The 14,040-nt window shown below is 38.2% G+C and carries 12 protein-coding genes; 4 read left to right on the top strand and 8 right to left on the bottom strand.

All coding sequences use genetic code 11. From position 1 onward, the window contains the following. Positions 1–41 precede the first annotated feature (41 nt). From G1O98_RS10955 to G1O98_RS10930, 6 genes are all read right to left on the bottom strand, one after another. Positions 42–1,184 (bottom strand): hypothetical protein, encoded by a 1,143-nt coding sequence (locus tag G1O98_RS10955; RefSeq protein WP_163928816.1) that lies wholly within the window; start codon positions 1,182–1,184, stop codon positions 42–44. Positions 1,185–1,274: 90 nt separating this feature from the next. Beyond that, complete coding sequence (locus G1O98_RS10950; protein WP_163928815.1) at positions 1,275–1,514, bottom strand: hypothetical protein; 240 nt, start codon at positions 1,512–1,514, stop codon at positions 1,275–1,277. Between the two features lie 312 nt (positions 1,515–1,826). After that, on the bottom strand, positions 1,827–2,456 hold the full coding sequence (locus tag G1O98_RS10945; protein WP_114085203.1) for a response regulator transcription factor: 630 nt from the start codon (positions 2,454–2,456) through the stop codon (positions 1,827–1,829). 5 nt (positions 2,457–2,461) lie between these two features. Further along, on the bottom strand, positions 2,462–5,248 hold the full coding sequence (locus G1O98_RS10940) for a PAS domain S-box protein (protein ID WP_163928814.1): 2,787 nt from the start codon (positions 5,246–5,248) through the stop codon (positions 2,462–2,464). Between the two features lie 802 nt (positions 5,249–6,050). Next, positions 6,051–6,830 (bottom strand): SDR family oxidoreductase, encoded by a 780-nt coding sequence (locus G1O98_RS10935; protein ID WP_163928813.1) that lies wholly within the window; start codon positions 6,828–6,830, stop codon positions 6,051–6,053. Between the two features lie 392 nt (positions 6,831–7,222). Then, a complete protein-coding gene (locus G1O98_RS10930; protein ID WP_163928812.1) occupies positions 7,223–8,062 on the bottom strand; it encodes a nuclear transport factor 2 family protein in 840 nt (279 codons plus the stop codon). A gap of 84 nt (positions 8,063–8,146) precedes the next feature. Between G1O98_RS10930 and murG the strand changes: the two genes are divergently transcribed. Together murG and G1O98_RS10920 are read left to right on the top strand one after the other, a co-directional pair. Further along, positions 8,147–9,220 carry an undecaprenyldiphospho-muramoylpentapeptide beta-N-acetylglucosaminyltransferase gene (murG, locus tag G1O98_RS10925; protein WP_163928811.1) on the top strand — a complete coding sequence of 358 codons (1,074 nt, stop codon included), beginning with the start codon at positions 8,147–8,149 and terminating at the stop codon, positions 9,218–9,220. Positions 9,221–9,258: 38 nt separating this feature from the next. Next, the gene (locus G1O98_RS10920) at positions 9,259–10,575 is read left to right on the top strand and encodes a hypothetical protein (protein ID WP_163928810.1); all 1,317 of its coding nucleotides are present in this window, start codon (positions 9,259–9,261) and stop codon (positions 10,573–10,575) included. Positions 10,576–10,772: 197 nt separating this feature from the next. Here G1O98_RS10920 and G1O98_RS10915 read toward each other — a convergent pair whose 3' ends face one another. Together G1O98_RS10915 and G1O98_RS10910 are read right to left on the bottom strand one after the other, a co-directional pair. Beyond that, positions 10,773–11,426: a response regulator transcription factor gene (locus G1O98_RS10915; RefSeq protein ID WP_163928821.1), complete on the bottom strand. Its 654-nt coding sequence runs from the start codon at positions 11,424–11,426 to the stop codon at positions 10,773–10,775. After that, positions 11,426–12,691, bottom strand: a complete 1,266-nt coding sequence (locus G1O98_RS10910; protein WP_163928809.1) for a sensor histidine kinase — start codon at positions 12,689–12,691, stop codon at positions 11,426–11,428. The genes G1O98_RS10915 and G1O98_RS10910 overlap by 1 nt, the downstream gene beginning before the upstream one ends. Before the next feature lie 376 nt (positions 12,692–13,067). On the opposite strand from G1O98_RS10910, the gene G1O98_RS10905 reads away from it, so the two are divergent. Beyond that, positions 13,068–13,586, top strand: coding sequence for a P pilus assembly/Cpx signaling pathway, periplasmic inhibitor/zinc-resistance associated protein (locus G1O98_RS10905; RefSeq protein WP_163928808.1), 519 nt, complete (start codon positions 13,068–13,070; stop codon positions 13,584–13,586). 63 nt (positions 13,587–13,649) lie between these two features. After that, complete coding sequence (locus tag G1O98_RS10900; RefSeq protein WP_163928807.1) at positions 13,650–13,883, top strand: hypothetical protein; 234 nt, start codon at positions 13,650–13,652, stop codon at positions 13,881–13,883. Positions 13,884–14,040: the final 157 nt, after the last annotated feature.

The raw sequence follows: 14,040 nt of genomic DNA, 5'->3' as shown, positions 1-14,040 counted from the left end.
TTATAATTATTCATCATAAAACCCCATGAAACCCATGATTATTAAACAATAAGCTCAGATTCGGGAAAGTCTTGTTCAAGTTTACCTTGAATATATAAAAAACTATCTATTGCGTGATTTAAAGCTGTTTCTTCATCTTTAACTTTTTCAAGAGAACTGTCTCTTTCCACTCTTAATTTATCAATATTTTCCTTATTTTTAGCTTTAGCTATAGAAAAGAAAAAATTATCTAATTTACCGATTAAAACTTTAGCAATTTTCTTATCTGGAAAATACTCAAATAAAGGTAAATGTTCCAATACTTGGTCAAAAGCAATATCAAGAATTAAGCCACCGAACTTCCAAAACACATTCTCTTCAGATAGTTTTTGATTCTCAAGTTTTTCTTTTTTTTGTAATAGCTCGCTAAGTTGAGCTTTTATTCTATCTGGGAACACGCAAGAAATAGGTACTTCAACCTGAAAAGGCTTGGGAACTGCACCAGGTATTTTTTCCATACTTCCATCAGGCGCAAGAGTTGCAAAATTCGATCCAACAGAACTGACTGGAATAAGCCTAACTGGAGAATTGGCTTGATTCCGTTGATATATTAACATTTGAAATTCAGGAATTTCAAGAAGGCGATCGCGTATCTGTTGTAAAGAAAATTTTGCTTCAAGTAAGTCCCATTTACTAATGACGAAATGAATTGGTACTTGACTATATGACATCCATTTAATAATACCTGGTAAATCTTTTATAAGTAAAGAATCAACATCTGATTGCTTATTGTTATTCATCAAATCATAGATTTTTTTTCCATCAAGAAGTCCCAAAATAGCATCTGATTGCTTAATAATGTTTTGAAACTCTGTGTCTTCCTCGTTTATATCTGTGAGTCTTCCTCCAGCGTAATCAAAATAGACAAACTCACAAGCATCATAGTATTCAAGAGTTTTTGGATTTTTAACACGACAAATATAAGACCATTCAGATATTTCGCTATATCTTGTTCCTTTAGGCCAAATTTCTCCAGCAATGATCTCTGTATATATAGCATTGAGTAGCTTTTTCTGCCTAGAATCTTTAACTTGAAGGTAAAACCCATGATCTGCTTGGATTCCTAGTGCCTTAAACATACTGGAAAGGAAAACTGTTTTTCCCGATCCTGATGCACCCAAAGTAATAATTTTATAAGTGTTCATAGGTCATGAATTATTCAATTATTTCTTTTATCATTAATTTTCACTAAACCAGCAATATTTAAGATATTTAAGTTATGAATATTGCGTTTATTAATAATAATTACCTTCTATATCACTTATTAATATCCATTGAAATTGGGATACATTTAAGGTTGTTGCAGTACTTGTTGATATCCATTTGGGTAAGGATATATTGAGGGCTGTTGCGGTAATACTTGTTTCAATATTGATTGTTTGGAGTTGTGGCATTTTTGCAATATGAGGAAAAAATTTAAAAGTAATAAATCTCAGCATTAAAAAAGTAGGCAAAAAATAAGTTTTATTGGACATTTATTTTGCACCTATGGATATTGTTGTATAGAAAAGTTCTAATCTTAAGGCTTTAATTTAGCTATAGATATCCCCGAAAATATTAATCATAAAATAGCAGGCATTAATAAGTTAATTCATAACCTTAGTCAAGAATTTTTAAATGATTGGCATCGCCAGCATCACTCAATTTAATGAGTGCGATTGCCCTCATCAAATTTATGCTCATCAAAACTAAGTGAATATACTAAGCCTAGAAAATAAGCCCAACATTGTCACTAGCGAAATGTTGGGTTTTAAACCTATCAAAATGTGAGGTCGAGAAGCTGCAAACTACAGTCTGACAATCCCGCGATTCAGCGCGGTGACTAGGGCTTGAGTCCGATCGCTAACGTTCAATTTGCCGAAAATATTATTGGTATGAAATCTGACGGTACTCTCAGCAATATTAAGGACATTGCTAATCTGCTGGTTATTCTTGCCCTTGGCGATCAGGCGCAACACCTCTAACTCGCGATCGCTCAATTCCTCACTACCCATCCGCTCGGCTAGCTTGGCTGCTATAGTGGGCGGAATATACCTTTGACCTTTATGAACAGTGCGAATCGCATCCAAAAGTTCGTTCGGTTCCGCGCCCTTGAGGAGATAGCCCTTTGCACCCGCCCGTAATCCCCGATAGATATCTTCATCGCCATCAAAGGTAGTCAATACAACGATCCGGGCGTGTTTAAACTTAGCACAGATGGCAGCGATCGCATCAGCACCTTCCATCTTCGGCATTCGCAAATCCATCAGCGCTACATCGGGTTGATGTTGGTGGAAAAGTTCTAACGCTTCTCGCCCGTCGCCAGCATGGCCGATTACAGTCATGTCTGGCTCACATTGAAGAAACATTGTTAAAGCTTGTCCCAAGATGGGATGATCGTCAGCAAGCAGGATGCGAATGACATTGGATTGGCTCATATCATTTACTCTCGGTAGACTAACACTGAAACTTCTGTTCCCTGTCCTGGCGAACTCTGAATTGTTAGTTTTGCCCCTATGCGTTCAGCTCGTTCGCTCATAATTAAAAGACCAAAGCTGTTGATAACAGATACACTGGCGATGTCAAAACCTTGCCCATCATCTTTGATTCGCAAGCTGCACTGGCTTTCTTGATACGCCAGTTCAATTTGGATTTCTCCAGCTTGGGCATACTTGAAGGCATTGGTTAATGCTTCTTGTCCAATGCGGAGTAGGTTATTTTCAACATCTGGAGACAAGGGGTATATCTCGCCTATTAATTGGCAGATAATATGTGTATTGGTAGGGGAAAACATCTGTGTGGCGAAGCGATTGAGAGCATTAAAAATGTCGCCGTCCTCCAATAATTGCGATCGCAATGCTTTTATCGAACGGCGTGCTTCAGTTAGCCCAGAATGAGCTAAGTCTCGCCCTGCTTTGATTAATTTCTGTGCTACTTCTATATCTGTTGTCAGTTTTCGTGAGGCGGTGTCTAAGTGGACAATAACAATGGTGAAGGCTTGTGCTAAAGTATCGTGAATTTCCTGTGCCAAGCGGTTACGTTCTGCTAATACGGTTGCTTGTTCAGCCTGCTTACGACTACTAATATCCTGTATTGCAGCCATCCTGATGGTACGCCCACGATATGACATAAATCTGGCTCTGATCTCAGCCGGAAATGTGCTTCCATCCTTACGCAGACAAACGGTTTCATAAATTCCTTCATCTCCTGAGCGAATCTTCTGCATTACCTGTTCCCGATATTCAGGAGCAGTAAAATCCATGACACGCATACCAACCAACTCAGAAAGTTCATAACCAAACATCTCAGCACAGGTTTGGTTAGTATCTAAAAGTATGCCTTGCTCGGTAATAGCGATCGCTTCAAATGTTGCCTCTGCTAATAGCCGAAATCGCGTCTCGCTTTCTAGAAGCGCTATTTCTGCCTGCTTGCGTTCAGCTATTTCTCGTTGTAGTTCTAGAGTACGTTCAGTAACCTGTTGTTCTAAAATCGAATTATAATCAGCTAGAATCTTCTCTGCTTTTTTGCGTTCGGTAATATCAATACAAACGGTGAGCGCATATATTACTTTCCCCGATTCATCAAAAATTGGGGTGCTTAAAACTTCTACAGGGATAGTTTTATTCGGGTGGCGAAACTCAAGATTATCAACATGGACAGTTTTACCAGCTAAAGAATATACAATTGGCAGTTCATCAGCAGGGCATAACTGGTCAGTTCCAGCTAGATAAATTTGATAATATTCTGCTATTTTTTCGTATTCGATAAATGGTAATAACTCTACGTTGACTAACTGTTGTGAAGCTCGATTAGTATAGTAGAGTTGCCCACTACTATCATCTATCGAAACACTCACAGGTATAGCGTCAAGAAATTGTTTCAGGCGGGTTTCACTTTGCAATAAAGCTTTGTTTAAATCCTGCATTTGGGAAAATTTTTCTTGAAGTTGATCCGCCATACTATTAAATGACTTGGCTAATTCCCCCAATTCATCGGAACGCTCTATTTCTATTCTTTTTTCCCATTCACCTTGAGCAAGCGCTAAAGCTGATTTTTTTAAAGCTAGAACTGGTTGAGTAATCCACCGTAAAATTAAAACACCGACAGCTACAGCCACTATCAAAGCAGCAATACACAGCACAATAGTGGTGCGGGTATTAACATTAATTGCCTGCATGAAGTCATCTTCTGGGACTACTACCACAATTAACCAGTCAAGTCCTCGATTATCTTGGAAGGGTAAAACTTGAATAAACTGCCGCTTCCCATCTATCGAAAAATATAATTGTTGTGAGCTATTAATTGACTTAAATTGATGAAATTTATTTTTTAAATATTTACTAGTAAATTGTGTTTTTTTATCATTACTATCTATAGCCAAAAATGGCTTGATTCTATTCTCTGCTAATTGTGTCTCTAAATTATTTGAGCGGAAAGGCTTTTCATTAGTTGAGGTTGCTACTAATCTTCCAGACTGACGCTCAACAATAAAACTTATTCCTGTTTTACCAATTTTTAAATTTTGTAGAAAAGTACCAATTTTGGATAAGTTTAAATTTGAGAGTAATACACCTTGCAAATTTTCCTGTTTATCGTAAGCAGGTTGACTAGCAGCGATGTACAAGGCAATGCCAGAATTATGAGGATAAATTTCACTCCAAATTGGTCTTTTTTCTGCTATCGCTTTGTTATACCAATTACGTCTTTGAGTATCATAAGGTTTGCCAAAATCCTTTATTCCCGTGCGTGTGCCTTGTTTATTAGTAGTATAAGTCCGTAAGTTATACTTAGTCGATTTACCAGATGCTCTGATTGTCAAAGAGCCATCAGGAAATATTTCTGCTGAAATAAACTCTTTATTTTTATTGGCAAACCCAATTAGACTAACTTGACTAAATACTTTTAATTGCTCAAGAAAATATTTTTCTAAGATAGCAAAATCTTGTATATTTAATTGTCCAAGTTTAATAGTATTAGCATTATTCTGATTAATTTGTTGGGGAGTTTCAAGAAAAGTATGCAGATTCTGCTGAACACGCTGGCTAATTTCACTTAGTAGCCGTGTGGCAATATTATTTACTGCTTTTTGCCCATTCTTGAATGAGAGATAACCTGTTAAACTCACCACCGCTAAGATTTGCAGAATAAAGGGAATAATCAGAACGGTTCGCAGAGAAGATTTAACGCGAAGAGAAAGAAAGTATTGAAGATATGATATTTTGTTAAACAATAAAATGTTCCTTTTATTGTCAAGATTATAAAAGTTACTTAATAAATTAAACTTCAGAAATTTTTAAGTGTCTGAAGCAGAAGTAGTTCAGGCTTTTTTAACTCATCCTGAATTCACTACAGCAATTTTATTTTGATTAATAATGAATGTTTTCTTTAAGTTATATATATAGTCAGCACTTTTCTTTGGATAACATATATGAATTTTATGTAGGAGTAAAAATCATTTTTGCATAATCTAGTTCTAAAAAATGCGTACAGAAAGATTAATTATAAAAAATCTCTCTTAGGATAGATGCTTATTTTATTTTCTAATAAGCAAAAACTATATAACTACAAGACAATCAAAACAATTTCCGCAATCATCTACAACCAAAAGCTATAATTTTTTGAGGAAATTGTAATTTCCTGCATTTTCTCAGATTTTCCAACCAGCCTTGAAGGATGTTTGAAAAGTAATTGCTTGTTATTCCAGGCTCTTATTGATCCCCCCTAACCCACGCCAGTCGCTCCAGTTTGCAAGACCAGAATCAAAGTCCCCCTTTTTAAGGCAATACAGTTCACATAAGAGCAAAACACTTGTAGAGACGGCGATTTATCGCGTCTCAAAAACCCAAAATTTTGTACTTTATTAAGGGGGATTTAGCAGGGTAATTTCATACGAAAAAAGAAAAATACATTTAATAAAGTATTTTTAGTAACATCAAAATATTCCAAATCTAACCAACGGTTTTTTGGAAATGAGCGTAGTAAAATTTTCAAAATATGTGGGAGTGTTTAGAATTTAATCTTCTTAAAATGGATTACTTTTCTGTTCGCCGATTAACTAACGTAGCGCTAGCTTGGTCAACAGGCATCAGCACAACTTCGTTAATATTGACATGGGGCGATCGCGTCACACAGAAAAATATCACATCAGCCACATCATCTGCTGTCAGTGGCGTAACTCCCTGGTAGACTGTTTTAGCGCGTTCAGTATTTCCGTGAAACCGCACTTCGCTAAATTCCGTTTCCACCATACCAGGGTCAACGGAAGTTACACGTACCCGCGTTCCCAACAAGTCTTGTTTTAAACCTTCAGAAATTGCTCTCACAGCAGCTTTGGTAGCACAGTAGACATTGCCACCGGGATAGGTTTGATGTCCCGCAATGGAACCTAAATTTACCACATGGCCGCGATCGCGACTCACCATTCCCGGAACAACATAACGGGAAACATAAAGTAAACCCTTAACGTTAGTATCAATCATGTCTTCCCAGTCTTGGAAGCTGCCTTCGTGCAACTTGTCTAAACCACGACTTAGACCAGCATTATTAATCAGAATGTCAATGTTAGACCAGGCAGGCGGTAGAGTAGAAATGGCAGATTCGACAGCGTTGCGATCGCGCACATCTAGCTGTAATAAATGAATTTCAGTACCAAATTCTTTAACGAGAGCATCTGCTAGCTGCTGCAAACGTTCTAACCGTCGTGCTGCTAGGATTAGTTTTGCACCCGCACCAGCGAAGATTCTCGCACAAGCAGTACCAATACCACTACTTGCGCCAGTAATCAAAATGATTTGATTTTGTAGGGAAGTCATTAGGATAGTTAGAAGTGAGGAGTTAATAGTTATGAATTATGAATTAGCACAAGTTTCATAGTTCATAATTTATCATCAGTCGTCTATAACTCCTAGCTCCTAACTCACGCAATGTGCAACTTATTCTTATAACCCCACTTCTATTTTTCTCCCCCACAGAGAGTTACGGTGTACACACATCTTTCTAGAAAACCAAAATCGTCGTAGATTCCCCTAAATCCCCCTTAAAAAGGGGGACTCTGAGAGGTTTTTGCCCCCCTTTTTAAGGGGGGTTGGGGGGATCAAAAGCTTGTGGGACAACTTTAAAAGACTTGTGTTTACACCGTAGCGCTAGAAGGGAAGGGGTTGGGTGTTGGGTTTGAGAGAAAGTTGCACACCGCGTTAACTCCTGATTATTTCTTCACCACTTGTAGGCGCTGAGTTACCATCGTCATCCCATTACCCCGCAGGATGACAGCAGAAACCCATTGACTACCAGGGGTGGATGGTGCTTGTCCCGTTTTAAACAGTCCACCGGATGTCAATAATTGTAAATCCACAGATGTGGGGTTAAGAAATTTCTCTGGTTGGATGGTTTCCTCTAGCGCCGTTCCTAGGAGAAAATCATCGCCAAGTGGCTCTTGGACGATCGCATCAAAATTATACTTCTGACCAACTTGTACCTGTTGTGGTAATTTAATATCAATTTTCGGTGGCTTGCTGCCAGAGGTAAGTAGGGTGCGTTCTGCCAAAATGTCTTGGCGGACAATTTTACCGCTTTCAATGCGCTGACGCGATTTAATTGTGGCATCGAGAGCCAAATTATTCCCGCTACCGGAGGGTAAGCCAGTTATTTTCGTCTCTGTTTCGGCAATAATCCCATTGCCTTCCGATTTTGAAGATAGCAGTTTGGTACTGTATTGTAATTTAGGATATCGTTGCCAAAGTGAAACCAAAGACTTTTCTAGTGTTTGGAGGTTTAATCCATCCCCATGAGTGAAAGAAGGACTGTAGAATTGCAACACCCCTTTAACATCACCCTTGCTGGCAGCTGCATCGACTTGTGTTAACAGGTTTTTTAAATCGGTTGGTGCATTTTGAACTGTACCAGTTTGGGCTAATTGCTGTGGTGTAGTGGCTTGAGTGCGTTGCCAACCACTTGTTAAACCAAGGGTTAGCAGGAACGAAACCAGCCAAATACTGGCTGGAAATTTGAGTTGGTGTTTCACGAAAGCAGTAATAATTTTAGTCATTTGCAAGAGTTTACTGATTTGATGAGAGAAAGTCAGGAAATTGTTTTATCTTAGTTAAGCTAGACGCTAAACGGTAGAGGTTTGATGGCAAACGCACCGATACGATTATTAATAGCTGCCAGTGGGACTGGTGGACACCTGTTTCCAGCGATCGCACTGGCAGAAAAACTTCCAGATTATCAAATCGAATGGCTGGGAGTACCCAATCGGCTAGAAACTCAACTTGTCCCTAAAGAGTATCCCTTGAATACTATTGCAGTTGAAGGGTTTCAGCAAGGGTTTGGACTCTCCTCGATTCGCATCTTTGGTAAACTCGCTGGTTCGATTATAGAAGTCAGACGAATTCTCAAACAGGGAAATTTTCAAGGGGTGTTTACTACTGGGGGTTACATTGCCGGGCCAGCTGTCATTGCGGCACGTTCTCTCGGTTTACCCGTGGTTTTCCACGAATCTAACGCCTTACCAGGTAAAGTGACTCGCTTTTTTGGCCCTTGGTGTAGTGCGGTAGCCTTGGGATTTGAAGTAGCTGCTAAGTATTTGCCTCGTGCCAAAAATGTTTGTGTTGGTACTCCTGTGCGATCGCAATTTCTCAATGGGGAAATTAATTCACCTCTGGATTTAGCCATTCCTGATGGTGTTCCCTTAGTTGTCGTCTTTGGTGGTAGCCAAGGTGCAGTTGCGGTTAATAAGTTAGTGCGCGAATCTGCAAAGGCTTGGTTTGATGCTGGTGTTTATGTAGTACATTTAACTGGTGATCGCGATCCCGAAGCAGATAGTCTCAAACATCCACAGTATATAGCCTTACCTTTTTACAACAACATGGCGGCGTTATTGCAACGAGCAACTCTTGCCATTAGTCGTTCTGGTGCCGGTAGCTTGACAGAATTAGCAGTGTGCGGAACACCAGCAATTTTGATTCCCTACCCCTTTGCCGCAGAAGACCATCAATCTTACAATGCAGACGTATTTACCAAAGCTGGTGCGGCGTTAACACTGAAACAATCGGAGTTGACGGCGCAAGTATTGCAAAGTAATGTGTTGAATTTGTTGCAGTCACCGCAAGAGTTAGCAAAGATGGGTGAAAACGCTCATGCGATCGCAGTTCCCGATAGTGCCGAAAAATTGGCGCAATTAGTGCGTGAGGTGGTGGAAACATAACGTTGATTATTTAGTATTAGAAATTTAATTTCCAAGTTATGAATATCTTATCCAGCCCAAAATTTCGCTTTACAGTAGGTTGTGCTGCCTTATTATTTGTCAGTTTAGCCAGTAGCCATCTATATACTCAGCCAAAAAATAAACAGCTAGCCCAACAAAATCAACCCTTTACTCAGCAAGAAAATTCTGCCTCACTTCCATCACAGATTTCTCTGACTACAAATTTTCAAAATCCTTTTGTTGCTCAACAAGTATCTAATGAAGTTATCGATAAGCAAAACGCTTTTTTATCTCAGCAAAATTTGCTAGCTGCATCTGCACCCTATCCAGTTGTCGATGAGTTCAAAAAATATAAATTTAGTATTAATGGCAGCCAAGTTGTTAAACCAGGAAAACTTCCAAGTAGTAAGGTTAACTTCAATCAAGGAGATTTATTAACTGTCCTAGTTAATACTAGAAAATATTTTCAAGATTACTCTTCAGAAGACCCAGATATTCTCCGTACAGGAATACTTGCAGCTCAAGGAGTAACCATACCAGATGTTCTCAACACTTTGAATTTCATGATTGCTGTGTTAAAGGAGGATATTGCTAATAACCGAGCTACTCGTTTGCAAGATCCTAACTTTATTAATACAAATTTTCGAGTTATAAAATGGTCTCCCTATAACCCAAAAAATAAACAGCAAAAACAATTACGAATTACCAAATATGCTGTCTTTACTCATCCCGGTGCTCGGAAGAAAACCTCTACTTTTAATACACCAATTTATAGCTTAAAAGACAACGCTAATAACGACAAATTCTATACAAAATACACCAAGCAGGATGTGTTGTCAGGTATTTATGAACCAGGTGGTAAAGAATTTGGAAAAGTTACCAGTCTCGCTTATCTAACCCGAAATGGTTTAGAAGAAGCAATTATGGAAGGAACAATACTAATTAATTTTACAGATGGTTATAAGGCATTTTTTAATGTAGACAGAAATAATGGAATGTCTTATATTCGCGGATTGAAGGCAACAGCACAAAAACGTTATTGGTATTTTAGAGAAGTTGATGCTATTAAAGGCTATGGATATAAAATAGATGCAAAAATTTCTATCAAACCCGGAGTTACTTTTGCTGGAGATGTTTTGAATATTGGTTTAGGTAAAGTGGTCGTAATTGAGCATACTCAAGGTGGTCGCAAACATCTGCGAATGGGAGTAATTGCCGATACAGGTGGAGCCTTTTTACCCAATCTTTATCAGCTAGATTTTTTGGCAGGTATATTTAATAATAAAAAAGAATTTGGTCAGAAAATCAGCCAATTGCCTGACTATGCTACAGCATATTTTTTAGTCAAGAAGTAAGGGAATTTAGAACAATAGATTATCCAGTAGCGATCGCCCTAGATCACAAAGACGCGATAAATCGCCGTCTTTACAATAATCATTCCTTTGTAGAGACGGCGATTTATCGCGTCTATTGCCTTAACCGAACCGTATTGATACCGCTACTATAATTAATTTAAAGGCTAAAATCACGAATTACGAATTATTTAAGTTGGCTAATTCAAATAGGATAAATATGTATTTGCCCAAATCGCCGCTTGAGTGCGATCGCGCAGATTTAACGTATTTAAAATATTTGTCACATGATTTTTTACCGTTCCCTCAGAAATATAGAGTTCTTGAGCAATTTCTCGGTTACTAGCGCCTGTAGCAATTAACCGCAAAACCTCTTTTTCTCTAGGAGTAAGTTCAGTTAAAGTAGATGGTACAGGTGTTGAATGGATTGGTGTACCATTAGAAAACTGAGTTAACAGCTTCTTAACTATACCTGGACCTAATTGAGTATATCCTTTATAAACAGCACGAATCGCAACAGCTAATTCTTCTGAGGGCGTATCTTTTAATAAATAACCCATTGCCCCATTTTGTAATGCTGCTGATACATATTCATCATCATCAAAAGTTGTCAGTACTAAAATTTTAGTTGTAGGAAAACGTTTTTGAATTTCTTTCGTCGCTGCAACTCCATCCATAATAGGCATTCTGATATCTAGCAATACTACATCTGGTTGGAATTCAGCAACCAAATTAATCGCCTGTTCACCATTTTCTGCTTCTGCAACTATCTCTAAATCTGGTTCTAATTCTAATAACGCTCTTAATCCTTGACGAATTAAACCTTGGTCATCTACTAACAATACTTTAATCATCATCTCAACCTCATTAAGGGGATATTAACTGTAATTTTGCAACCAGAACCAGGAGTGCTATTAATATTAAAGTCACCTCCAAGTGCTAAAGTGCGATCGCGCATACTATGAAGTCCAAAACCAGTAGTATTTTGCTCTAAATCAAAACCTCTACCGTTATCCTGAATTATCAATCGCAAATTTCCTCTGATCGTAGCGAGTTCCAGTTTAACCTCAGTCGCGTAAGCATATTTAGTTATATTTGTCAAAGATTCTTGAGTAATTCGGTAAATAGCAGTGTTGATTTCAGGTGGTAGAGGATATTCGAGGTTAATTTGATAAATTGGTAAAATACCATTGGAGCGATGAAAATTTTCTGCAAGGCTAGCGATCGCACGTTCTAAAGATTGCTCTTGTAAAGGATTAGAACGCATAGTAGAAACAGATTGGCGGACATCGTTTAGTGCTTTTGAACCTAATTCCTTTGCTGTTGCGAGAAATGTCTCAGCCTTACCTGGGTTAGATTGCCATAGTTTTAAAGCAGTTTCTAATTGCAGATTTAAAGCAGTGAGAGAATGTCCTAATGAATCATGAATTTCCCGAGCAATGCGGTTACGTTCTTCTAAGGTAGCTTGATTTTCAATTCGCATCGCATATTCACGGAGTTTTTCATTAGCGATCGCTAGCTTTTCTCGACTGTGCCGTTCAGATAATACTGCATTCATCATCAACAACACAAACACTAAGCTTAAGCCAAATACCAGCGACCAATTTAAGCTAAGAAATCGAAATTTTTCTTGTGCTTGTGATGATGCTTGTAAATTAAATAACTGGTATTTTAGTTGTGTCGTAAATAGGAATAATCCAAAGGATAGAGATGTAACAAATAAACGCCCAGGCAAATTAAATATTAGGCAACTGCGAGTAACTAAAATTATGTAAAGAAAAGGGAAAAGCCGAGCAAATCTTTCACCAAATAATCCAGTTGTTAAAATTAATAAAATTTCAATGGACGTGTATATCACTTTATAAGTCTGGCTACTTCTGGGCAATCTTAAGCCCATTAATGCAAAAAGTATCAAGCTATAAATTGATAGTTCAGGTAATAAATTACAAATTGACAAGTCTGGAAATAAACTACAGATTGTTAGTTCTGGAAGTTTAGGACGAAATCTCCGTAATGGAGGTGGTATAACTGCTGTCAATGCAGTGATTGCCAGTAGTATCCACTCCAGATAAAGTAGAGATGGAAAAGGATGTTTTTTAATTTGAATTGGATAATTCATTGTGGTTTACCTCAATTTATGGATAAATTATAATTTTGGAGGTAGAAGTTAAAAAGGAAGAATTAAAATTTTGAATATTTAAGTGTGGATTTCGCAGCTTCAACTTTTAGTTAAGTCAAAAATTGATAATAAAAGTGGGCTAGGTAAAAATATACAATCAGCTAAATAAGGATTTGCAAATCAATCATCATAGAAATGTTCATTATTTATAATATATAACTCCTAACTTCCAACTCCTCACTATTTATTGTTAATCAAATTTGTCAAAATTCAATCATGACTAAAGTCATGGGTAGAACCATGACTTTCTCCTCATGTAACTAGTAAAGATAAGTTCTTATGATGGTGACAACCAACCAGGAAAAAACCACAAGAAATGAAACTCAAAGCATTATCGCTAGTCGCTGGAGCCATCGCTCTAACTCTAACTGCAACCTCCTTCGCTGTTCATGCCCAAACAGCCTCTCCTTCACCCGTGTTACTTGCACAAACTCCACAAAAAGAAAGGGGCCCTTGGAAAGATTTGGGTTTGACAGATACCCAAAAAACCCAAATTCAGGCAATTCGCCGCGATAGCCGCGCCAAATTTGAAGCAGTTTTGACCCCAGAACAAAAGGCAAAATTAGAAGCAGCTAAACAAGCACGTCGGGCTGAGTGGCAAGCGCGTAAGGCTCAGGGGCAAACAGGTCAAGGTCAACGCCAACCAGGTCAACGTCGAGGAAAGGGTGGTTATGCTGACTTAAATCTGACTGAAGCACAGAAAACCCAAATGCGACAAATTCGGGAATCTGAGAAACAACAGATTCAAGCAATCTTAACCCCTGAGCAGCGCCAAAAAATAGAGCAATATCGTCAAAATGCTCCTTCCCGTCGTCAACAAGGGAATCCTCAATAATAATCTTTTAAAAAATAATAGTTTTGGGGTGGGCAATGCTGCCCATCTTATCCAAAATAAATTATGATGCAACCCTTGGTTGCTTCCCCAAATCCCGCTCCTCGCCTGCAACTGGTTTTAAATTTAATCGCTCGCATTGCTGTAGCACGAGGGCGAGATGTTCTCCAAATTATGGAAATAGAGAAATTGCGTTTCTTCCCTACTGGCATTTTTGGTAGAACTTGGGCAGATTTCCTTTATGAACACAATTTTCAACTTTTTACAACTGGTAGCCGTCGTAAACAGCTCCATGAATAGTTAAAAATTAACAAGCTTCTTGCAGAAGATGCGGAAAGGGGATGAAGTTTTTCCCCTTTCCCTTTCCCTATTTTAATACTTACCCATTGACACGAAAGACTACATCGTAGTGGCAATATCCTACAGGAAGCCGTAAAGCGTTTATATGAATTACCCC

Origin of the sequence: Nostoc sp. UIC 10630 (assembly GCF_010747425.1) — a bacterium.
Classification (GTDB): Bacteria; Cyanobacteriota; Cyanobacteriia; order Cyanobacteriales; family Nostocaceae; genus Nostoc.
The sequence above is the reverse complement of the archived record's forward strand: the minus strand, read 5'-3'. Positions and strand labels throughout refer to the sequence as shown.